At 68.0% G+C, this 20807-nt stretch carries 25 protein-coding genes and 7 pseudogenes; 19 read left to right on the plus strand and 13 right to left on the minus strand.

All coding sequences use genetic code 11. The features are described from left to right. The first annotated feature begins 196 nt into the window (after positions 1-196). The gene (locus tag OG978_RS37465; RefSeq protein ID WP_442817866.1) at positions 197-1927 is read left to right on the plus strand and encodes a GAF domain-containing protein; all 1731 of its coding nucleotides are present in this window, start codon (positions 197-199) and stop codon (positions 1925-1927) included. A gap of 32 nt (positions 1928-1959) precedes the next feature. On the opposite strand, the gene OG978_RS37470 is transcribed toward OG978_RS37465, so the two are convergent. Together OG978_RS37470 and OG978_RS37475 are read right to left on the minus strand one after the other, a co-directional pair. Further along, positions 1960-2670, minus strand: coding sequence for a response regulator transcription factor (locus OG978_RS37470; RefSeq protein ID WP_326769487.1), 711 nt, complete (start codon positions 2668-2670; stop codon positions 1960-1962). A 103-nt stretch (positions 2671-2773) separates the two neighbouring features. Continuing rightward, positions 2774-3235: a cyclic nucleotide-binding domain-containing protein gene (locus tag OG978_RS37475; protein ID WP_326769488.1), complete on the minus strand. Its 462-nt coding sequence runs from the start codon at positions 3233-3235 to the stop codon at positions 2774-2776. Positions 3236-3544: 309 nt separating this feature from the next. On the opposite strand from OG978_RS37475, the gene OG978_RS37480 reads away from it, so the two are divergent. From OG978_RS37480 to OG978_RS37490, 3 genes are read left to right on the plus strand one after another with little or no spacing between them, the layout of a single operon-like run. Next, complete coding sequence (locus OG978_RS37480; RefSeq protein WP_442817796.1) at positions 3545-4150, plus strand: Rv1733c family protein; 606 nt, start codon at positions 3545-3547, stop codon at positions 4148-4150. 59 nt (positions 4151-4209) lie between these two features. After that, on the plus strand, positions 4210-4638 hold the full coding sequence (locus tag OG978_RS37485) for a universal stress protein (protein WP_326770277.1): 429 nt from the start codon (positions 4210-4212) through the stop codon (positions 4636-4638). Next, positions 4533-4820 (plus strand): universal stress protein, encoded by a 288-nt coding sequence (locus OG978_RS37490; RefSeq protein WP_326769490.1) that lies wholly within the window; start codon positions 4533-4535, stop codon positions 4818-4820. Before OG978_RS37485 ends, OG978_RS37490 begins: the two co-directional genes overlap by 106 nt. Positions 4821-4866: 46 nt before the next feature. Here OG978_RS37490 and OG978_RS48465 read toward each other — a convergent pair whose 3' ends face one another. From OG978_RS48465 to OG978_RS37500, 3 genes and pseudogenes are all read right to left on the minus strand, one after another. Next, entirely contained in the window at positions 4867-5055 is a 189-nt protein-coding gene (locus tag OG978_RS48465; protein ID WP_442817797.1) for a universal stress protein, read from the minus strand. Continuing rightward, a complete protein-coding gene (locus tag OG978_RS37495) occupies positions 4988-5743 on the minus strand; it encodes a universal stress protein (protein ID WP_442817798.1) in 756 nt (251 codons plus the stop codon). The genes OG978_RS48465 and OG978_RS37495 overlap by 68 nt, the downstream gene beginning before the upstream one ends. A 58-nt stretch (positions 5744-5801) precedes the next feature. Next, positions 5802-6047: pseudogene (locus OG978_RS37500) on the minus strand (Acg family FMN-binding oxidoreductase); the annotation flags it as partial. Positions 6048-6393: 346 nt separating this feature from the next. On the opposite strand from OG978_RS37500, the gene OG978_RS37505 reads away from it, so the two are divergent. From OG978_RS37505 to OG978_RS48475, 3 genes are all read left to right on the plus strand, one after another. Beyond that, positions 6394-6573, plus strand: coding sequence for a universal stress protein (locus OG978_RS37505; RefSeq protein WP_326769491.1), 180 nt, complete (start codon positions 6394-6396; stop codon positions 6571-6573). Continuing rightward, positions 6573-6737, plus strand: coding sequence for a hypothetical protein (locus OG978_RS48470; RefSeq protein ID WP_442817799.1), 165 nt, complete (start codon positions 6573-6575; stop codon positions 6735-6737). Before OG978_RS37505 ends, OG978_RS48470 begins: the two co-directional genes overlap by 1 nt. A gap of 131 nt (positions 6738-6868) precedes the next feature. Continuing rightward, positions 6869-7309, plus strand: a complete 441-nt coding sequence (locus OG978_RS48475; RefSeq protein WP_442817800.1) for a universal stress protein — start codon at positions 6869-6871, stop codon at positions 7307-7309. A 169-nt stretch (positions 7310-7478) separates the two neighbouring features. On the opposite strand, the gene OG978_RS37515 is transcribed toward OG978_RS48475, so the two are convergent. Then, positions 7479-8102: a CBS domain-containing protein gene (locus OG978_RS37515; protein WP_326769492.1), complete on the minus strand. Its 624-nt coding sequence runs from the start codon at positions 8100-8102 to the stop codon at positions 7479-7481. Positions 8103-8149: 47 nt separating this feature from the next. After that, complete coding sequence (locus OG978_RS37520; protein ID WP_326769493.1) at positions 8150-8611, minus strand: cyclic nucleotide-binding domain-containing protein; 462 nt, start codon at positions 8609-8611, stop codon at positions 8150-8152. 426 nt (positions 8612-9037) lie between these two features. Between OG978_RS37520 and OG978_RS37525 the strand changes: the two genes are divergently transcribed. Then, complete coding sequence (locus tag OG978_RS37525) at positions 9038-9949, plus strand: universal stress protein (RefSeq protein ID WP_326769494.1); 912 nt, start codon at positions 9038-9040, stop codon at positions 9947-9949. Here OG978_RS37525 and ppk2 read toward each other — a convergent pair. After that, positions 9932-10753, minus strand: coding sequence for a polyphosphate kinase 2 (gene ppk2 / locus OG978_RS37530; protein ID WP_326769495.1), 822 nt, complete (start codon positions 10751-10753; stop codon positions 9932-9934). The two genes, OG978_RS37525 and ppk2, sit on opposite strands and share 18 nt — an antisense overlap. 126 nt (positions 10754-10879) lie before the next feature. Here ppk2 and OG978_RS37535 point away from each other — a divergent pair, with 126 nt between their 5' ends. From OG978_RS37535 to OG978_RS37550, 4 genes and pseudogenes are all read left to right on the plus strand, one after another. Further along, positions 10880-11119, plus strand: coding sequence for a hypothetical protein (locus tag OG978_RS37535; protein ID WP_326769496.1), 240 nt, complete (start codon positions 10880-10882; stop codon positions 11117-11119). After that, positions 11119-11367: pseudogene (locus OG978_RS37540) on the plus strand (protein disulfide oxidoreductase); the annotation flags it as partial. The gene OG978_RS37535 and the pseudogene OG978_RS37540, both read left to right, overlap by 1 nt. A gap of 79 nt (positions 11368-11446) precedes the next feature. After that, entirely contained in the window at positions 11447-11923 is a 477-nt protein-coding gene (locus OG978_RS37545) for a hypothetical protein (protein WP_326770326.1), read from the plus strand. Next, positions 11920-12210 carry a molybdopterin dinucleotide binding domain-containing protein gene (locus OG978_RS37550; RefSeq protein ID WP_326769497.1) on the plus strand — a complete coding sequence of 97 codons (291 nt, stop codon included), beginning with the start codon at positions 11920-11922 and terminating at the stop codon, positions 12208-12210. Before OG978_RS37545 ends, OG978_RS37550 begins: the two co-directional genes overlap by 4 nt. 105 nt (positions 12211-12315) lie before the next feature. On the opposite strand, the pseudogene OG978_RS37555 reads toward OG978_RS37550, so the two are convergent. Continuing rightward, positions 12316-12495, minus strand: a pseudogene (locus OG978_RS37555) (DUF1918 domain-containing protein); the annotation flags it as partial. 217 nt (positions 12496-12712) lie between these two features. Between OG978_RS37555 and OG978_RS37560 the strand changes: the two are divergent. The 6 genes and pseudogenes from OG978_RS37560 to OG978_RS37580 all read left to right on the plus strand — a co-directional run bounded on the left by OG978_RS37560 (position 12713) and on the right by OG978_RS37580 (position 16095). Continuing rightward, positions 12713-13387, plus strand: coding sequence for a CBS domain-containing protein (locus OG978_RS37560; protein WP_326769498.1), 675 nt, complete (start codon positions 12713-12715; stop codon positions 13385-13387). A 196-nt stretch (positions 13388-13583) separates the two neighbouring features. Continuing rightward, on the plus strand, positions 13584-13886 hold the full coding sequence (locus OG978_RS48480) for a universal stress protein (RefSeq protein WP_442817867.1): 303 nt from the start codon (positions 13584-13586) through the stop codon (positions 13884-13886). 643 nt (positions 13887-14529) lie between these two features. Continuing rightward, a complete protein-coding gene (locus OG978_RS37570) occupies positions 14530-14802 on the plus strand; it encodes an SHOCT domain-containing protein (protein WP_326769499.1) in 273 nt (90 codons plus the stop codon). 265 nt (positions 14803-15067) lie between these two features. Then, positions 15068-15139 (plus strand): annotated as a pseudogene (locus OG978_RS48485) (hypothetical protein); the annotation flags it as partial. Between the two features lie 136 nt (positions 15140-15275). Then, positions 15276-15392 (plus strand): hypothetical protein, encoded by a 117-nt coding sequence (locus OG978_RS48490; RefSeq protein ID WP_442817801.1) that lies wholly within the window; start codon positions 15276-15278, stop codon positions 15390-15392. A 283-nt stretch (positions 15393-15675) separates the two neighbouring features. Then, positions 15676-16095 (plus strand): CBS domain-containing protein, encoded by a 420-nt coding sequence (locus tag OG978_RS37580; protein WP_326769501.1) that lies wholly within the window; start codon positions 15676-15678, stop codon positions 16093-16095. 59 nt (positions 16096-16154) lie between these two features. On the opposite strand, the pseudogene OG978_RS37585 reads toward OG978_RS37580, so the two are convergent. Then, positions 16155-16696 (minus strand): annotated as a pseudogene (locus OG978_RS37585) (IS701 family transposase); the annotation flags it as partial. Between the two features lies 1 nt (position 16697). Between OG978_RS37585 and OG978_RS37590 the strand changes: the two are divergent. Beyond that, positions 16698-16964, plus strand: a pseudogene (locus OG978_RS37590) (IS630 family transposase); the annotation flags it as partial. Positions 16965-16982: 18 nt separating this feature from the next. Here OG978_RS37590 and OG978_RS37595 read toward each other — a convergent pair. The 3 genes and pseudogenes from OG978_RS37595 to gndA all read right to left on the minus strand — a co-directional run bounded on the left by OG978_RS37595 (position 16983) and on the right by gndA (position 20300). After that, positions 16983-17666 (minus strand): alpha/beta fold hydrolase, encoded by a 684-nt coding sequence (locus OG978_RS37595; protein ID WP_326769502.1) that lies wholly within the window; start codon positions 17664-17666, stop codon positions 16983-16985. A gap of 155 nt (positions 17667-17821) precedes the next feature. Further along, a pseudogene (locus tag OG978_RS37600) lies at positions 17822-18399 on the minus strand (IS110 family transposase); the annotation flags it as partial. A gap of 461 nt (positions 18400-18860) precedes the next feature. Next, the gene (gene gndA / locus OG978_RS37605; protein WP_326769503.1) at positions 18861-20300 is read right to left on the minus strand and encodes an NADP-dependent phosphogluconate dehydrogenase; all 1440 of its coding nucleotides are present in this window, start codon (positions 20298-20300) and stop codon (positions 18861-18863) included. Positions 20301-20807: the final 507 nt, after the last annotated feature.

Genomic DNA, 20807 nt, shown 5'->3' on the forward strand with positions numbered 1-20807 from the left:
GGGCCGTACAGACGCTCTTCGCGCCGCCGGGCCCGGGGCAGCTGTCGCGGCGTGCGAACAAGCGCGGTGGGCGAGACCCGGAGCGACGTCCGTGATGCTTGTCCGGGCCGGTCGCCGTCCACCGGATGCTTCTCGGCGTGAGGCTACTACCGTGAAGTGTGACCCCGCCGGCTACACGGGGCACGACGGAGGCACCGTGGGCGACAACGGGGACAAGGGATCTGGACACTGCGGAGAGGCGCACCGTCGGCTGGGCACTCTGCCGGGCGATCTTCAGGAGCGGCTGGACGCCGTGAGGAGGGGTCCGGCGGAGGCGGCTCTCCTGCTGGATGCCGTCATGTCCGTGGGCAGAGGGCTCGATCTGCCCCAGGTGCTGCGTCGGATCGTCGAAGCCGCGGTCGTCGTGGTCGATGCCGAATACGGGGCCCTGGGAGTGGTCGGTGAGGGGACCCGGCTCGCACAGTTCCTGCCGGTGGGCGTCATGAGGGAGCAGCGCGAGGCCATCGGCCCCCTGCCCGAAGGACACGGCATCCTCGGCGAGCTGATCCGCCACCCTGAGCCATTGCGGCTGGTGGAACTATCCGAGCATCCGTCGTCCTACGGGTTTCCGCCGAACCATCCCCCGATGCACTCGTTCCTGGGGGTGCCCATCCGGGTGCGCGACAAGGTATTCGGGAATCTGTACCTGACCGAGAAGCGGAGCGGCCGGGCATTCGACGCCGAGGACGAAACCGTGCTGTCGACGCTAGCGGTGGCGGCAGGAGTGGCCATCGAGAACGCCCGTCTGTACGCCGAGACGCGCGACCGCCAACGCTGGCAGGAAGCCAACAGCGAGATCGTCGCGGCTCTGCTGAGCGGGGCGGACGAAGCACACGTCCTGCGGATGATCGTTGATCACTCCTCACGCATCCTCGATGCGGATCTTGGTGTGCTGGCACTGCCCGCGGCCGTGGAAGGGAAGTCCCTCCGCGTGGCACAGGCGTCCGGGCTGGACGCCGAGACGCATCGCGGTCTGGTCCTGCCACGGGCGGGATCGTTCGCCGGCGCCGCCCTGGACGCGGGCGAGCCGATCACCAGCCTTGATGTCGAACACGATCCGAGGATCACCGAGGGCCCGCCGCGGTGGACGGGGCTCGGCCCCGCGGTCGCGGTTCCGATGGTCACGGGGGAGCGGGCCCGTGGGGTGCTGCTGCTGGCCCGGGTACGGGAGCGTCCCGCCTTCACCGATGCGGAGACCGCGCCCCTGCTGGCGTTCGCCGGACAGGCGGCACTGGCGATGGAGCTCACCGAACGGCGCGAGTCCGCCGAGCAGATCGCCCTGCTGGAGGAACGCGACCGCATCGCCAGAGACCTGCACGACCTGGCCATTCAACGGCTGTTCGCCACCGGAATGACGCTGCAGAGCGTGGTGCGGCTCGTGGAACAGCCACAGGCGAGCGAGCGGCTGTTGCGCGCGGTGGACGATCTGGACGAGACCATCAAGATCATCCGGTCCACGATCTTCGGACTCCGCGCCCGTGACTCGGGCCGGGCCGGCCAGGGGCTGCGCGCCCGGACGGCGGCCACGGTCGAGCAGGCCGCCCGGACGCTGGGCTTCCAGCCATCGTTGCGGATGGGAGGGCTGATCGACACGGATGTGCCGACCGAGACCGCCGAGCAGGTGATCGCGGTGCTCGGCGAGGCTCTGAGCAACGTCGCCCGCCATGCACGGGCGACGGCGGTTGACATCTCGCTGGTGGTGGGAAAGGGCGAGGTGAACCTGATCGTGTCCGACAACGGTGTGGGCATGCCCAGACACAGCGGTTCCCGGAGCGGGCTCGACAACCTCGCACGGCGCGCCGAGAAACTCGGCGGGGAGATGAGCGTGGGGGAGTCCGCACAGGGCGGCACCCGGCTGAGCTGGCGGGTGCCGCTGCGACTCTCCTGATGCCGCGCGGGGTGCTTCGAGGAGCCGTACGGTCAGATCTGATGGTGCCCGGCACCGGGCGGGGAGGCTTCCGTGGCGTGCGCGGCGATCACAGCCGCCTGGATACGGCGCTCGACACCGAGCTTCGCCAGCAGACGGGAGATGTGGTTCTTGACCGTCTTCTCCGACAGATAAAGGCGCTTGCCGATCTGACTGTTGGTCAGCCCTTCACCGATCAGCGCGAGGACGTCCTTCTCCCTCGGGGACAGCCCCGACAGCGCGTCGTCCTCCTCGGAGCCGGAACCGGACTCCTCCTCGCGCAGACTGTTCATCAGCCGTGCCGTCGTGGACGGATCGAGGGTCGAGCGCCCAGAAGCCAGTGTGCGGACCGCGGTGACGAGGTCCGAACCCTTGATCTCCTTGAGTACGTAGCCTGCCGCCCCGGCCATGATGGCGTCGAGCAGTGCTTCGTCATCGTCGAACGAGGTGAGCATCAGACAGGCCAGTTCCGGCATCCGCGAGCGCAGCTCACGGCAGACCGTGATCCCGTCGCCGTCCGGCAGCCGCACATCGAGAATCGCGACGTCGGGGCGGAGCGCCGGGCCGCGCGCCAGCGCGTGGTCGGCCGTGCCGGCGTCGCCGACGACTTCGATGTCGGGTTCCGCGTCGAGCAGATCCTGCACCCCGCGCCTGACCACCTCGTGGTCGTCCAGCAGGAACACACGGATCGGTTTCTGCGCCGAGAACCCCGTGTCGTCGCTCATCGTGGCCCTCCTCACTTTCAAGGGTTGCGCAGTCCCGCTTCGTCATCGTGAGTTCGTACAAGCGGAACACACCAGGGCCGAACGGTCCCGTTCTCCGGTCCGGTCAGGCCTCGGGAGCCTCGGCCCGGGGGCCGTACAGCTGCAGCAGTCGTTTCCGTGTTCCGTACAGGCGCTCCGCCACGGTCTCGGCGACGAACCTGTACACCGCCCGTCCCAGCACCGCATCGGCCTCGCACAGTGAGCGGACGGCAGCGGCATCGAATTCCACGGCCTGCCCCGCCTGGATCACACGCGCGCCCAGGTGCCACACATGCGGGGGGAAGAGCCAGGACCAGCCCAGCAAATCGTCCCGTCCCAATGTCTCGACGACCGCCGCACGGCGGCCGGGCACATGGAGGTCGACCTCGACCTGTCCGGAGCGGATGACCCAGAAGCGGTCGGCCCTTCTGCCTTCCTCGAAGAGCCGTGCGTCGAGAACCAGCGGTACTTCGCAGGCCGCCTCGTCGAGCAAGCGGGCCCGGCTCTCGGGCGGGACCGCGTCGAGCAGACTCCTGGCTGTTGACAAGGGATCTCCGTTCCTCCGTTCCTGGCCGACGGCGTGTACCGCCCGCCCGTTCCGGGCGATATGAGTGCTTGCGGAGGGACGCTCGGCCAGTCGGTGCGAAGCGTCATCATCCACTGAGTGCTCCTCGCCCACTCCATCGTGTGTTGCACGGAACGCATGGCGCTTGGGCCGACCGGCCTGTTCCGCGCCCCGCTCAGCCCATGCCGCAGGCCGCACGGGGCGCACAGGGTGGTGGCATCCGCTCCTGCCCGCGTGCTTCGCGATGCGCTACGGGCAAGGGGCGGTGCAGCAGGGGAATGAGGCCGGATCATGACTGAACAAGTGCCCCCTGAAGCAGGCCGAGGACCCGGCGGGTCCAGCACGCGTAGGCTGCCGGTCCGCGTCTCGGACCGGATCCAGCGCTGGGGCAGAGTGATCCTGGTTGTGGTCTTCCTGCTGGCGGCACCCTTTGCATCGGCCGCCACGGGCCGTGCGGTGCACGATGCCGAGACCCGTCGTGCTGCCACACTCTCCGATACGACAAAAGTCGAGGCTCGGCTCGTCTCCGATGCCGGCGGCCCCGCAGTGGATGCCAGAGCACAGTCGTTGGTGCGCGCCCCCGTCTGCTGGACACAGCCCGACGGTCACGTGCGCACGGCGGTGGTCAGTGTCTGGGCGGGCAGTCCGGCCGGTACCACGGTCCCGATCTGGACCACTGCTCAAGGTGCGGCCACCAGCAGGGGACCCGCGACACCAGGGGAGGCCGTTGCATCCGCGTGGATGACGGCAACAGTGACTTTCGCGCTGGCGACGGGACTATTCACCGCAATGTGGAAGGTCTTCACGAAGCTGGTGGACACCATCAGGTACAGGGGGTGGGAGAAGGAATGGGACGAGGTGGAAGCCGAACTGTCCGAGCAGTTCCGAAATCGCTAGCGGATCAGCACACGCAACCCCAAGGAGAGACCATGAACAGCACTCGCTCAAGCGTGACCATGACAGGACCGGTCGTGGTCGGCACCGATGGCTCCGACCATGCGACGCGGGCGGTGCGGTGGGCCGCGGGCGAGGCGGCTGCTCGCAGTCGGCCGCTGCGGATCGCGTACGCGACGGGCCACGGCAGACCGTACCTCTCCCAGGAGGACAGCCGACAGATCGACGGCTTCGCGGAAGGCGTGCTGGAAGAGGCTGTCGCACTCGCACACCGACTTGATCCCGCCGTCCCCGTGACGACGGCCGTGTGCGAGAACGAGCCGGCAGCATGCCTGCTCGGCGAAGCCGGTTCCGCGCATGGATCTTCCTGGAGAACGTCGGCAGCATGGCGACGATGTTCGATGGTGTGGACCGGCTCGCCGCGGACCAGGCGACCGCGGCTGCCCGGCTCGTCGCGCCCGTGCGCACGGATTTCCCGGACCTCACGGTGACCGAACACGTCGTTCGTGCCGTGTCCGTCTCCGAGGTGCTGGTGGCAGCGACTGCCGGAGCCGACGTGATCGTCATTGGATCCCGTCGGCGTTCCCACTCCATCGGTTCTCCGCTCGGCCACGTGACGCATGCTGTCCTGCACCACGCGCACTGCCCGGTCGTCCTCGTACCCCATCCTTGATCACTTGGTCAAAGGTGCCCCTTGAGGACCGGTGCCGCACTCGCGCTCAGTGGGTGTCCGGGACGACGGCGACCGGGCAGGACGCGTAGTGCAACACCGCGTGGTTCACCGGTCCGAGGTGCGGACCATGGTGTCCACCGGCACGGCGTGCGCCGACGACCAGGAGCTCAGCCCGTTCGGCCTCCTCGATGAGTACCTGGTGTACGGGTCCCTGCACCACGGATCGGTGGTGCATCCGCTTCGGACCCGGTCCGTTCGAGTACGGCCAGGACGTCTTCGAGGTGTTCCTCGGCGCGTCGGTGGTGTGCGGCGGCCGGGGAGCCGGCGAGGAGCGGATGATCCGCGGTTTCGTGGGCGGGGCACCGCCAGGCGCGTACGGCGATCAGCTCGCCGTGGCGTGATGCCGCCTGGGCGAGTGCGAAACGGGCGGCTGCGGACGGTCCTGCGGCGTCGCCGATGCCGACGACGACGCGGCCCGGCTTCGGCTGGGCGTCCGGTGCGGCCGCCGGGATCACGACAACCGGGCAGTGGGACCGGCCCGTGACGGCGAGACTCACGGACCCCAGGAGCATCCCGGCGATACGGCCGCGGCCCCGGGAGCCGAGAACGATCAGGGCTGCCTCGTGGCTCTCGCGCACCAGCGCGCTGACCGGATCCTCCGGCTGTACGTCGGCGAGCACCCGCACCTCGGCGTGGAGGCGATGCACACGTTCCTGCGCGGATGCGACGAGATGCTCGGCGAGGATCTGCTCGGCCGGACGCTCGGTGTCGAAGGTGGGACGCATGCCTTCGTAGTGCTCCCACAACGACGCATAGACGACGCGCAGGGGAAGCTGCGAGCGTGCCGCTTCCGCCGCGGCCCAGTCCAGGGCACGGAGGCTGCCCCCTGATCCGTCCACTCCGACGACTATGGGGAGCTGCATGGCTCCCACCGCCTTTCCTGCTCGGACGGCTCCTGCTGCGATGGATACGGTCCGGTTTTTACGGTTCGATGGTCAGGACATGGTTGGGGGGACGTCGTGGTGTGCGTGGCCCGCTCGGCCCGTACCCCAGACGGATGATCATCTGCGGGTGTCCCGTGCCGAAGACCGGGTCGCGCAGGACCCAGCGCAGGTCCGGCCATTCGAGGGGCTGGGTCGCGAACGATGTGGACACCTGATGGAGCGTGGCAGTGAGCAGAACCCGTTCCAGGGCCTGACCGGCACGCAGCCAGTCCGCGGTGCGGTCGCCCGGCCGCGCCGCAGCCGATGTGAAGGGCGCGGGCGGAGGGGTCGGTCCGGCATCGCGCGCTCGAAGTCCGCCCGGAGCGTGAGGGTGCGGCTGCGGCGTCCATAGCGGAAGAGCCAGGGCTGAGCGTTGTGCATGGACGGGGCGGCAGTGGCATCGGCGACGAGGTCGGCCAGTGCGCTGTCTTCGAGTGCGTCGGTGAGCATTGTGGGTCTCCCGGACGTCGGGAAGGGGCGATGCCTTCAGCATGGAGCGGATCGCCGCCCGGTACGTATGGGCCGTTCGTCCCTCGCTCGGTCCCGGACGGCTCCTCGGCCGAGATACCGCCGTTCCTTCGGTTAGGCCGATGCCGGGCGTTCGAGTCGAGGCATCGCGCCATGCGGATCTGCTCGTGATGGGTGGGCGACGGACGCCCGGATACATCGGCCCCACCCTCGGGCGGGCGACGCACAGCCTTCTGCACCACGCGCACTGTCCCGTGCAGCTCATTCCGCGGCACGGTTCCGGACAGGGGAGCAATTCGTGATGGACGCCGACGAACGCCGTGAGCTCGTCATAGGTATCGACCCGGCCAGGAACCGGCACCTGGCGTTGGCCTGGGCGGCCGACGAGGCGCGTCGACGCGGGCTGGACCTCCGGCTCGTCCTGGCCGTACCTCTGATCTGCTCGATGGTTTCCCGGCTGCCGTGATCGGGTGGCTGACTGCGCGGGCCCGCATGGTCGTTCTCGGATCCCGCCACCTGAGCCGTGCGGCGGAATACTTCAGCGCTGGTTCTCTCGTCGTCCCTGTCACGGCCCGGGCGCGCTGCCCCGTGGTGGTCGTGGGTGACGCGGAGTACATCACCCAACAGCCGACCTACCTGGTCGTGGGAATCGACGGCAGCGAGTCCTCGAAGGCGAAGGCGGCGTTGGGGTTCGCGTTCGAGGAGGCCGACCTGCGCGGAGCAGCGCTCCGCGCCGTCTCGGTGTGGCAGCCGCCCGTATTCATGCTCCACGACGAGAAGAACGCCGTGCAGGCTCAGCGACGCATGCTCTCCGAGACCACGGCGAGTTGGTCACCGTGGTACCCGGACGTGCACGTGATCCACGAGGTACCGACCGGACATCCGGTGGAGGAGCTGGCCGGGGCGGCCGAGCACGCCCTGGCCGTCGTGGTGGGCCGCCGTGGCCGTGGCGGCTATGAGGGCATGCGGCTCGGCTCCGTTGTCCATGGTCTGCTGCACCGGGCGCACTGCCCAGTGATCACGGTTCCCCTCGTGTGAACCCCGTCGTGACGAACGCTCCGGCCAGGGAGAGGAAACCCGGACAGGAGCCCCGCGCCGACCGGACCGGAGGTGGCGCGAGGTGCTTCGTCGTTCAGTGAGTGCCGCTACGGTACGACCGCGTCGTCTCGTTGATGACCGTCTCCCTGAAACCGCTCTCCCGGAAGCTTCAGGCAAGATCCATGCGGACGTCCACGACGCCTTCGACCGCGCGAATGGCCCGGGCCAGAAGCGGCACCAGGGAACGGTCCCGGAGAGGTCCCTGAACGGTGACGACACCGTTCAGCACAGTGAATTCCACCCGGTCCGGGGGAGACAGTTCGGCGACGACGGCGGACCGGATCTCCTCGTCGATCTCTTCGTCCGGGCGCAGGAACACCTTCAGGAGGTCGCTGCGGCTCACGACGCCCTCCAGCATGCCGAGATCGTTCACGACGGGCAGTCGTTTCACGCGCTTGCGCGCCATGATCCGGGCGGCCTCGGCGAGCGTGGCGTCAGGGTGGACGGTGACGGCCGGACTCGACATCAGATCCTCGGCCAGTACGGCGTCGGCCTTGGTCGCCTCCTCCAATTGGGCGGGCCGCTTCGGGTCGTCCTGCCGGAACTCCTCCTTCGGCAGCAGGTCCGCCTCGGAGACGACCCCGACGACGCGGCCCTCGCCTTCGAGGACCGGCACGGCGCTGACTTTCCACTGGTGCATCAGCTCGACGATCTCCTTGTACGAGGCTTCGCGGCCGATGGCCACGGCGGTGTAGGTCATGACGTCGCTGACGGTGTACGGGGACGCGGCCATGGGGTGCTCCTCGGGCGTGACTCCTGGGTGGTGGCACGACGGCGTACTCACACGAATCCGCCGCTGCCGTGCGGGGCGTAGAGATCGAGCAGACGGATCCGGGTGGCCTGCAAGCGGTGGGCGAGGACCTGCCCGACCCAATGGCCGATGGCCGAACCGAAGGCGGGATCCGCGTCCATCATCATGCGTACGGTCGCCGCGTCGAACTCATGGGTACGGACAGGCGTCATCGCCTCTGCTCCGAGGTGCCAGATGTAGGGCTTGAACAGCCAGGCCCAGCCGACCAGTTCGCCGGACCCGAGACTCTCTATGGCTACCGGGGCGCTGCCGGGGACGCGGATGTCCAGCGTGACGGTGCCTGAGCGCAGGATCCAGAAGCGGTCCGCGTGGTCCCCTTCTCGGAAGAGACGGACCCCCTGGGGGAAATTGACCTCCTGCCCGATCCCCATCAGACGGGCACGGTACTCGGCGGGCAGGGCCGCGGTGATGCGAGTCGGAGAACCGCTCATCGGTGGCCTCCTCTGTGGTTCCCGGTGTCAGCATCGCCGGGCAGCCGGTTCACGGACATGGGTCATCCGGTCCTTGTCGCAGGTCCGTCCGGCCCCGGGCGGGCTCTGCGATCCCGGAACACTTGGCGGCCCTGTCGGCCGGGTCGCTCCTTGCGCCCGATCGCAAGGCCGGACCAGGCCGCCGCCCGGTCCCTCCACTATCGCCTCCGGCGCCTCGCGGGCCACCCGGACGCCAGGGCGGCGACGAGCACATCCGACCCCTGTCGTGCCGCTGCCGAAAAGCACGTCGCGTAATGCAGTCCAGCCGGACCACGAAGAGGGTCGAACGTCCCCCATCCGGGCCGAACCGGCCCTCACCGCCGATCGCTCCGGTGCGACCGTGAGAACAGGCACTCTCCCCCAGCAGGCGAGCGGAAGGCGGTGGGGATGATGAAGCTTCCCCTGGTCTCGGGTGTGGACGGATCGGAGAGCAGCCTGAGGGCGGTCGACTGGGCCGCCGATGAGGCAGCCCTCCACGGGCTGCCGCTGCGGCTGGTGTACGCGTTCGGGTGGGAGCAGTACGAGGGCGCCGCACTCGCGCTCAGCCTGGGCCGACCCTCCGAGCAGGCGCTCGCCGACCGCATCGTCGAAACTGCCGCCGAGCGGGTCCGGCGCCGTCATCCGGACGCCGACATCTCTGCCGGGGCGACGCCCGAGGACGCGGTGATCGCCCTACTGCACGAGGGCCGCAACGCCGAGGCACTGATCACCGGGGATCGAGGCCGTGGCGGGTTCACCGGACTTCTGCTCGGCTCGGTCGGTCTGGCCGTGGCCGCACGGGCTCCGTGTCCCGTCATCGTCGTGCGCGGTGACAGGGCAGGGATCGAAGGCGGGCACGGGCGGATCCTCCTGGGCGTCGGGGAACCGGAGGGTGGATCGGCGGCGGTTCGGTTCGCCTTCCGTGAGGCCGGGGCGAGGGGCTGCGAACTGGATGCCGTACGGGCTTGGCGCTGTCCCTCGCACAACCGTGCCGACCCCCGGCGTACTGCCAGTGAGCACCTGTATCACAGGGAACGTGCGGCGACCCTGATCGACGAGGCGATGGCCGCGTTCGTACAGGATCACCCGACGGTCCGGCTGCACTCGGCGGCGGTGGAGGGATCGGCCGCAAAGGTACTGGTGCAGCGCTCGGCCGCTGCGGACCTGATCGTCGTCGGAGCGCATCGCCGCCACGGCCACCTCGGACTCCAACTCGGCCGGGTTGCCCATACCCTGCTTCACCACGCCGACTGTCCGGTGGCCGTAGTACCTCTCGCGGCCTGGTCGTGTGACCCCGTCACCTCACTTCCCGAGCCTTGACGCGTGGTCGGGGACGTACGTCTGAAGGTCTCTCGGCGGCCGTTGGTACCCGGTGGCCGGAGGCCGCGGGGGCAGTTCGATCACCGGTGGGGCGACTGTCTCGTACGGCACGGTCGACAGGAGATGGGCGATCATGTTCAGCCGGGCCCTGCGCTTGTCGTCGCTCTCGACGACGTACCACGGAGCCTCCGAGATGTCGGTGTGGACGAACATCTCGTCCTTCGCCCGCGAATAGGCCTCCCAGCGGGTGATCGACTCCAGATCCATCGGCGAGAGCTTCCATCGGCGGGTGGGATCCTGCAGCCTGCGCCGGAACCGCTCCTCCTGCACCGCGTCACTGACCGAGAACCAGTACTTGCGCAGCAGAATGCCGTCCTCGACGAGCATGCGCTCGAAGATCGGGCACTGGCGAAGGAAACGCTGGTGTTCCTCCATGGTGCAAAAACCCATGACGCGCTCGACGCCGGCGCGGTTGTACCAGCTCCGGTCGAACAGGACCACTTCCCCCGGGGCCGGAAGGTGCTCGACATAGCGTTGGAAATACCATTGGCCGCGCTCGCGCTCGGTGGGCCGCGGCAGCGCGACGATCCGTGCCACTCGAGGATTGAGGTGTTCGGTGACGCGCTTGATCGTGCTGCCCTTGCCCGCCGCGTCACGTCCCTCGAACACCACGACGAGCCGTGCGCCTTCGGCGCGCACCCACTCCTGGAGCTTCACCAGCTCGGTCTGGAGCCGGTACAGCTCCCGCTCGTACAGCGAGCGCGGCAGCTTCCGGGGCTCGCCCGAACTCTTCTTGTCCGACATGGGACGACGTTAAGGAAGCGACCGTGTTCCGTCCACACATGGATCGCCCTGCTGCTGTTGTTGCTCGCATCCGTAAGCGCCCATGCCGGGATTGCAGACACGGCTGGCCGCCTCCACGATGAAGGCATGGATCCTGTCGGTTCGGCAGACCGCTTCGACGCGTTTCGGGCCCTGGCAGGCCGACGCGGTCGGCCGGGTGCCCGGCTGATCGAGACGCTCGCGGAGGCCGGAGCGGGAATGGCGGACAGCCCCGAGGCGTGGGCTCCGACGGTCGCCGCTCGTGTTGGCTTGCCCGCAGCAGCCGGGCTCGGACCGGCCAGCTACTACGCGGACCTGGCGACCGCGCACGGTCGCCGTCATGGTTGATGGAGGAGGACCCGGAGCGGGTGCTGGAGGGCCTGGCTCTGGCCAGTTTCGCGTGCGGGGCCCGCCAGGGGCTGGTGCTGGTGCGTTCCGAGTATCCGCGCGCACTGATGAGAATGCGGGAAGCGGTCGCGCGGGCGTACGCCAACGTGCACTTCGGCTCGTCCGTCCACGGCACGGCCACGGCCCTGGACATCAAGGTGGTGGAGGGAGCCGGGTCGTACGTCGCGGGTGAGGAGACCGCCCTGATCGCGAGTTTGGAGGGGGACCGGGGGTGCGCCCGACCGCGCCCGCCCTACCCGACCCAGCGCGGGCTGTGGGGCGCCGACCGTGGTCAACAACGTCGAGACCCTGGCGGCCGTCCCCTGGATCGTCTCCCGGGGCGGTGCAACGTACGCCCAGCGCGGGACCTCCGCCGAGACAGGGACAAAACTGGTATGCCTGTCCGAGCGCTTCGCCCGCCCGGGTGCCTACGAAGTCGAACTCGGTACCCCGCTGGAGCGGATCGTCACCGAACTCGGCGCCGGCCTGAAGGATGACGCTGAGTTGACCGCGCTCCAGGTCGGCGGACCGCTGGGCGGTTTCCTCTCCGCTGAAGCGCTGGACGTGCCGCTGACCGAGACCGACCTCGCCGCACGGGGTGCCGCACTCGGGCACGCCGGACTGGTCGCCTTCGACCAGCGCGTGGCTCCCGAGGACGTGCTGCGGCACATCTGGCAGTTCGCCGCCGCCGAAACAGAGGCTCACCGGGCCGCTGCTGCGCCGCAACGGCAACCTGGAGGCATGACGCGAACTCCGGAAGCATGACGCGGCGCAGCGGCAACCTCCAGCTGGATCCGGTCGATTTCCTTGACGTACACCCGGACGATGCGACCCGGTACGGCCTGCGCAACAGGGAGCAAGTCAAGGTGGAGAGCAGGCACGGCAGTGCCCGGCTCGTCGTCCGGATCGGCGAGACGACCGCACCGGGCCAGGTCTTCTGTTCGTTCCACTTCCCGGCGAGCGGAGTGAACAGTCTTACGTCCGACCACGCCGACACCGACACATCCTGTCCCGAGTACAAGGTCACGGCGGTACGTGTGGCTGCGCTGTGACGGCGACCGGCCGACGGGCACCGGACGCACTGCGTTCGACGCGTGTCGGGTATCGGCATTCAGGCGCCGGTCCAGCTAGTGGGTTCTTTCTGGCCTGTACCCGGAGTGACGCACGTGGGCGTCGGGCCCGGGAAACACGAGTGTCTCCCGGTCGGTGTCCGACCAGTGCACGTCATAGGGAGGGGTTCCATCCGCATGGTGGAGTCCGACGATCTCGCCCTCGCGCCTGCGGGTGCCGGTGGCCGGACTTTCGACGACAAGGTGATCGCCGAGGTGAGCTCGCATGATCGTCACCGTTCCTCATCGTGTCGCTGTACTCAAACTGCCACGCACGGCGTGCCGCCGCACGAGGAGGAAAGCACAATGCCGTGGGGCCGAGTGGGACGTTTCTTGGGGTCCACCTGGCCCCGAAGGCGAGCCCGGTCGGCTCAACCGTGGGCGTCTGGTTCCTGATCCGCTCGACGCGTGACCACTGACCAGCACTCCCTGAAAGGCGAGTCACATGCATCACCGAACCGTTGCAGAGCTCATGACCCGAGACGTCGTTCGGGCGCGGCGTGACCTGCCGTTCAAGGAGATCGTCAAACTGTTGGCGGAGAACGATGTCACCGCAGTGCCCGTGGTGGATGAATTGGACCGGCCCATGGGTGTCGTGTCCGAGGCCGACCTGCTGCGCAAGTCGGCCGACCTGACCGACCCGACCGGCCGGACACCGATTCCGCATCTGGAGGCGTGGGAGCGGGCCAAGGCCGAGGGGGCCAGGGCCGAGGAACTGATGTCGGCTCCCGCGGTGTGCGCGCGTCCAGAGTGGACCGTGGTCGAGGCTGCCCGCCTCATGGAAGTGCAGGACGTGAAACGGTTGCCCGTTGTGGACGAGACGGACAAGCTACTGGGCATCGTCAGCCGCAGAGACCTGCTACGGGTCTTCCTGCGCCACGACGATGCTATCCGTGAGGAAATCAACCGGGATGTGTTGCAGCAGACGATGGGCCTCGCTCCCTCGGCGGTGACGGTCGAGGTCCGGCAGGGGGAGGTGACGCTCAGAGGATCCGTCGAGTTCAAGAGCCTGATTCCCATCATCGAACGGTTGTGCAGGAGTGTCGACGGTGTGGTGTCCGTCGCCGAACACCTGGCCTACCGGACCGGCGACGTACCGAGTACACCCACCAGCACGTGAGATACCGTGCGGCTGTTGTCCGACCACAAGGCTGGCGGCCGTGCACCCGTATACCTTTTCCGAGACCACTGCTCAGCCCTTCAATGTCCTGCTGTCGTCCCCCACGCCCTGGACCGTGACACAGGGGGCGACAGCAGTGTGGAAGGGCGGCTCCCACACCGTCGTTCTGGCTTTTCGTGAGGCGGAGGCAGTCGTCATGGAGCCAGCCATCATCGTCGGCCTCGACGGGTCGCCCGAGGGCCTGGCCGCTGCCCGTTGGGCTGCCGACCAAGCTGTGCGGTGCAAGCTCACACTGCGCCTGATGCACGCGTGGCCTCCGTTGGTGCTGGGAGCAACTGGAATTCCCGCCGAGATGGATCAGAATTACTGGGCGAGGCGGATCGTGCACACCACCCGGGCTCCCCATCGTCGGCAGCCTGGCCGCCGACGATGCCGAGCATGCGCTTCTGCGAGTGGCACCGGAGTCCACGATGATCGTGCTCGGTTCGCGGGGGGCTGAGGCCTGTCGAGAGCTATTTTCTCGGCGACACCAGCACGTCCGTTGTGGCACGCGCCGAGCGGCCGGTGGTCCTGGTGCGAGCTGGCCGGAGCTTGCTGGTGGACCCATACGTGCCCTGGGGCGTGAACCACGATGTAACGGAAGGAATCGCTCAGGACGCGCAGAAGCCCCTCGGCCAGATCCTCCGCCCCAGGTGTGACAAGTTCTCGCAGGTGGACTTCACGGATAGGACCGTACTCGTAAGCCCTGCCACGGCTGTCGCACGGGCCGCCGAGGGCAGCGATCTGCTGGTAGCCGGCCGACGTCGGCACCTGGCGACACACGTGGGCCCCGTGGCCCAGGCCGCCATTCATCACGCAAGCTGTCCGGTCGCCGCCCGCACGATTGACGCGGCACGGGGCCGACGCGTTGACACATCGGTCCGACTACATGTTCCCCGGAACCCTCGATGTGTCGCGCTCCCCAGCGTGCCGAGGCACGCGAGGCTCAAGGACTTGAGCGGATTTCGTCAGCGATCGTCTGCGTACAGATCGTACGGGCCGTTCAGTCTTCTGACAGGGGCCATGTTTCCCTTCCGCATCGGTGCCATGCAGCGCCACTGTGGAACCGTTGACGGCTGGTCGTCCCAGAGAAGGTGATCGGCATGATGTGGTACGACGGCGGCTGGGGCTGGAGTGGATGGCCCCCCATGACCGTGATCATGGTTGTGTTCTGGTCGCTGCTGATCGTCGGGATCGTTGCCCTCACCCACTACCTCACCAACACCCACCGAGGTCGCCAGTCCGGCCCGTCCTCCGGTGAGGCAGCATGGGGAAGCCGACGAGCCGAAGACCTGCTCGCAGAACGGTTCGCTCGCGGGGAAATCGACGAGGACGAGTACAAACGCCGCCTCACGCTGCTGCGTGAACAGCGGTGAGCAGCGCCGCCGCACACCGCGACCGGACACTTGAGGGGACGCTGCCGCGGTGCGGGACCGCATGCAACGTGAGAAGGGAGGCGGGCGCCAGCGGCCAAGAACAGGTCACGCAAGCATGCTGCGCTGCACCTGCCAGTGGTGGCCCGAGCGCTCCGGAGCACCACCCGGACGCGAGAAGGGGCGTCCCATGAAGGCCTCCGCATACATGATGTCGCCGGTGGCGACGGTTCACCCACAAGACCGCTGAGAGGGATGCCGCCGGCGCATGCTCCGGGAGGCAGTTGGCTGCTTGTTGGTCGCCGATAAGCGCGAACTGCGAGGCATCGTCACCGACCGCGACCTGGTGGCGCGTTGCCTGGCGCGAGACAGCTCCCCGGAAGCCGCTGCTTCGCAGCTGATGACGTCGTCGGTGGTCACGCTGCAAGACCACCGACGACATCCAGGCCGTCTACCAGGCGCTTCGCAGATCCGGCGTGCGCAGGTTGCCCGTGCTGGACGAGCACTGGCGTGTCGTTGGCCTCCTGGCCACTGATGACTTGTTCCTCGATTTCCTTGATGTCTTCAATCACGGCTGCAGCCATATGTGGTGACCGGATCCGCCTCCGGCTCGCAGTGACCGGCGAGGGACCGAGCAGCCACCGTCGAGGCCATGGACCCCCGGAAAGCACCGAGAGAAACGCCATCCGCTACCGGTCCCGTCCCGAACGCGGTCTGGCCAGTCACGATGCCGCGCGGGCCAGGCGCGGCGACTCTGGAAGCCAGCATGCGTACGGGGTACGAAGAACCCACACTGGCTTCAGGGAGGAAAGATTCGGGGCGTGCCCGGACCTATGGGCTCTGCCGCGTGGATCCTCAGGACCGAAGGAGACGGCCATGACCATTGCACGGGAGATCATGCACGCCGATGCAACCTGCATCCAGGAGAACGAGACGCTGGAGGTCGCGGCGCGCCGGATGAGTGAGCTGGATGTCGGAGCGCTCCCGGTCTGCGGGCCGGACGACAGGCTCCACGGCATCGTTACCGACCGCGACATCGTGGTGAAGTGTCTCGCCAAAGGCAAAGACCCGAAGAGCATGACCGCGGGCATGCTCGAGCAGGGCAAACCGATCACCATTGACGCTGGGGCCAACACGGATGACGTTCTGCGGGCAATGGAGGAGCACAAGATCCGCAGGCTGCCGGTCATTGAGAACCATCGCCTGGTCGGCATGATCAGCGAGGCGGACCTCGCACGTCGCCTACCGGAGGAGCAGGTGGGCCACTTCGTCGAGGTCATTTGCGCCGCGAAGTGATCATCGGGGGTGACATCCCGGTGCCCCTAGCGGTGGTTTGTTAAGCCGGGGAGTAGAGGTCAAGCGGGTGGCCTGCGCCGACGGCGTTGATCAGGGCTTGGAGTTCCGGTGGTGGGGGTGCATTCGTCCAGGCTCGCCAGCATCGTTGGAGGCTGGTCCAGGGGTCGGGCCAGGCCCGGACGGCGCGTATTGCTTTGGCCAGCTGGCCGTGTGGGGCTGGTGGGGTCTGGTTGGGCCCCCTCTCGGGCCGGCTCGGTTCTTCGGGCGGCTCCGGTGGTGCTGTGCCGGGCGAAACCTCGGGTGGCGGACTGAACCAGGCGTCCCAACAGAACGAGAACGCGCAGGTGACCAGCGTCTGGTGGCGGCGGATGGCGGTGTCGGAGCGGACCTGGAAGTCGGCCCACCCGAGTTCGTCCTTGACCTGCTTGTAGTTCTGCTCGATCCAGTGCCAGATGCCGTAGATCCGGACGACTTCGTGCAGGTCAGCGGCGGGTTCGGGACTATCGGCCTCGCGGGGGCCGCCGGGTCGGGGCAGGTCGGTGGCCAGGTACCAGGTGGCCTTCGCGGGCAGGGTGGCTGGGTCTGCGGTCGCCACGATCAGGCAGGTCGAGTTGTGCTTCACCCCGACCTACGCCTCGTGGGCGAACCCCATCGAGGCCCACTTCGGACCGCTGAGACAGTTCACCATCGCCAACTCCCACCACCCCAACCACACCGTGCAGACCCGGGCTCTGCACGCCTACCTGCGATGGCGCAACGCCAACGCCCGCCACCGCGACGTCCTGGCCGCCGAACGCAAGGAGCGTGCCCGCATCCGCAGCGAGAAGGGCCTCCGCTGGGGCGGCAGACCACTACCGGCCGCGGCCTGACCACCCAACCCGGCGCCGCTAGGAGTTGGCAGCCTCGCCCAGGACGCGGGCGAGTTCGCGGGGGCGGGTGGCCATCGGCCAGTGGCCCGAGTCGAGGTCCACGTACTCAAGGTGAGTAGCGCGGGCGAGCTCAGGACTCTCACCGGCGGCGATCCACTCCTCGGCCTGGGCGGGGGTGAACTCGGGACAGACAACCACAACGGGGACGTCGAAGCGGCGCTCGTCGGTCAGGCGCACGACTCCCCTGGCGACCGCCTCGGGGACAGGAACGGCGGCGGACGCGAAGCGGTCCCGGGCCTGCTGGTCCAGGTCAGCGGCGTCCGCGCCCTCGAAAGGATCCCACCCCGGGAAGGGCATGGCGCCGCCCTCGATCGCGAAGTGATCGGCGTAGGCCCGCCCATCGGCGGCGGGGAAGCCGCCGATCAAGGCAACCTTGGCCACCTTCTCCGGTCGTGCGTCGCCAGCCAGCCAGGCCAGGGTCGATGCTGCGGAGTGCCCTACCACCAGAGGCTTTCCGGGCGCCGCGTCAACCGCGGCAAGCACTGCTGCCAGCTGGTCGTCAAGCGTCGCGGAGGCGGCGCCGTCACCCTGACCCGGGAGGGTGAGCGGCACGGGATGGTGGCCGAGCGTGGTGAGTTCGGGCACGACGTCGTCCCATGCGGATCCGTCGAGCCACAAGCCAGCGATGAGCAGGATGTCCACGGTGGTTCTCCCGGAGAGTCGTCAGATCTGGTTGCCGGCACGCTACCGGGAGGCTCTGACACCGGGCTCCGGTCAGACTGCGATCTTTGAAAACTGCGGCTCGACCCAACCCAACCCGGCGAACCTACGCGGTCACAGCACTAGACCTCGATGTTCCGCTGCCGTCCGGATCTGCGCAGGGCGGCCCGCAGTTGGGCACGGGGCAAGCGGGCGGCGGTGTGCGGGTCGGTGCCACGGCGAGGACCGCGCGGGCCTCCCGGGAGTCCAGGCCCACGCCACGGACGGCGAAGGCCGGGAGGGCGGCCGGGTAGTACTGCTTGAGGTGCGAGCGCAGCTGGTTGTTGAGCTGGGCGCGGTTCCACACCGTGTCCTGCTGGGCGCGGGCGAGAACGGCGATCGCCCGTACCAGTTCGGAGTCGGCGGGCAGCGGCCGGTGCACGTCGGCGTGGTCGGACTTCGCGCGGGCGCTGCGGTGCCGCTCGCGGTAGCGTGCCACGGCCATCGAGTTGATCGAGTACATCTTGCGGCCGGTGGTGCGCAGGCAGGCGAACAGCAGGCCGCGGGCGGTCTCCACCGCGACCGGCATCGGGGCTTGAGCGCAGTCACCGGCTTCAGCGAGCAGGGCAAGCAGCTGGCGGAAACCGTCCGCGTCGTCCTTGATGCGCTGCTTGGCGACCAGCTTTCCCGTCTCGTCGACCAGCGCCACGTCGTGGTGGTCTTCCGCCCAGTCGATCCCAGGTGATTGTCAACTTCAAGCTCCCTACTCTTCGTGCTCGTCCTGGTGTGAGCCTGTGCAGGGCGCGCCGCGACCTAATAGGAGGGCTCGATGGCCCGACATCCGATGAGCAGTTCGCAGCCCCAGCTCCCCGCACGGTCCCCGGTCTCTGGAGGGAGCTCGACGGCTCGCGTGGTGAGGGAGAGGTGGCCGTACGGACGGCTCAGGTCACGATCACGACGCCATCATGGACTTGTGCGACACGCTCCGGCAGGTGCACGGTGACGGGGCCCTCTGCCTGTGGAGAGGAGTCCGGCTCCAGGTCTTGAGTAGGGGGCACCCGTCACCGTGCACAGCTATTAGGTCTTGAGCATTGCTCGTGCGAGGCAGGGGGGACAGTCGAGCACGTCTGATCCCTTTAATATTCGCGATCGCAAGCTGGTGCGAGTCCGCCCCGTCATCAGCTTTGCGGGTGTTGGTCAGCTTTCGACTTCAGTTTTGTCGCCGCCCCAGATGGTGTGGAAGGCGCCGACGCGGTCGATGCGGTGGTAGGTGTGTGCGCCGAAGTAGTCGCGCTGGCCTTGGGTGAGGGCGGCGGGGAGGCGGTCGGCGCGGAGAGAGTCGTAGTAGGCGAGGGCGGCGGCGAAGGCGGGGGTGGGGACGCCCTGGGTAGCGGCGGTGGCGATCACGGTGCGCCAGTCGTTCTGTGCGGCGGCGATCTCTTCGGCGAAGCTCTTGTCGGAGAGGAGGCTCGGCATCTGCGACTGGGCCTCGTAGGCGCTGGTGATCCTGTCGAGGAACGCGGCCCGGATGATGCATCCGCCGCGCCAGATCGCGGCGACCTTCCCGAGGTTGATGTCCCAATCGTATTGCTCGCTGCCGGCCGCGATCTCGTGGAAACCCTGGGTATAGGCGACGATTTTCGAGGCATACAGTGCCTGCTCGACCTGGTCGGCGAATGCCGCCGCCTCGTCCTCGCCGAGTTTGCGGGCGGTCGGTCCGGCGAGGTGGCGTGAGGCATCACGGAGGGCGGCGTGGCCGGAGACGGAGCGGGCGAAGACGGCCTCGGCGATGCCGGAGACGGGAACGCCCAGGTCGAGGGCGACTTGCACGGTCCAACGGCCGGTGCCCTTCTGCTCCGCCTGGTCGAGCACAACATCCACGAAGGGCTTACCGGTCGACGCATCGACATGCGAGAGCACTTCTGCTGTGATCTCGATGAGGTACGAGTCGAGGCGCCCGGTGTTCCAGACGCGGAAGATGTCCGCGATCTGCGCGGGGGAGTATCCGGCCACGTCGCGGAGCAACTGGTAGGCCTCGCCGATGAGCTGCATGTCCGCGTACTCGATGCCGTTATGCGTCATCTTTACAAAGTGTCCGGCGCCGTCAGGACCGATATATGTGACGCACGGGGCGCCGTCCTTGGCCTTCGCGGAGATCTTTTCCAGCATCGGCCCAAGCGAGTCATAAGATTCTTTGCTGCCGCCTGGCATGATGCTCGGTCCGTTGAGTGCGCCTTCTTCGCCGCCGGAGACGCCGGTGCCGACGAAGTGGACGCCCTGCTCGCGCAACTCGCGCTCTCGGCGGCGCGTGTCTGCGAAGTGCGCGTTGCCTCCGTCGATGATGACGTCGCCGGGCTCCAAGAGAGGCGTGAACTCCGCGATCACTGCGTCCGTGGCCTCTCCGGCCTTCACCATGACGACCAGACGTCGTGGCCTTTCCAGAGCTGCCACGAATTCCTCGGCACTCTCGGTCGCGATGAAATCACCCTCATCGCCAAACTGTTCGACGAGTTCGTGGGTGCGAGCGGCCGTGCGGTTGTGTACAGCAACGGTGTATCCATTGCGTGCGAAATTCCGGGCCAGGTTGCGCCCCATGACGGCAAGTCCTGTGACACCGATCTGCGCTGTGCTGCTCATTGCGGCTCTGCCTGCTTCCGGTTTCGTGGTCTTCGGCAGTTCGGCCGACCACCATGATGGAACGGGCTACCGAGCCTACGAGGTACAGACGATCGTGGACTGGGAGGCTGTCATGGTGTCGCCAATGTTCCCCGGATGGACGTCCGCACTCTTTGGTACGACCGTTTGTTCCGTGCGGAGCGCGGTCCGGGGTGCCACATTCAGGCCTGGCGCGGAGACGCGCAGCTGGCGCGTGTTACGGCACCGTGCAGTGGTGATCTCTGAGGGCGAATCGCACGGCGGCGTCGCGCTCGCGGGCAGGCCGGTGCCCGTCCAGATCGTCCGGACCCTCGTAGTTCGTCGGCTGCGTCTGCCTCCATGGTGAGGGTGACTTGGTGCGGCCGAAGAGTGCGTGTATACCGGGTTTCGGACCAAGTGAGGAGAAGTGAATGGAGCGTTGTTACATCGGAGTCGCCAGCGCAGCGGTCTATCTGGACATGACGGAACGTTGGATGTACCGAAGAGTCC

It is taken from the genome of Streptomyces sp. NBC_01591, from assembly GCF_035918155.1.
Taxonomy (GTDB): domain Bacteria; phylum Actinomycetota; class Actinomycetes; order Streptomycetales; family Streptomycetaceae; genus Streptomyces.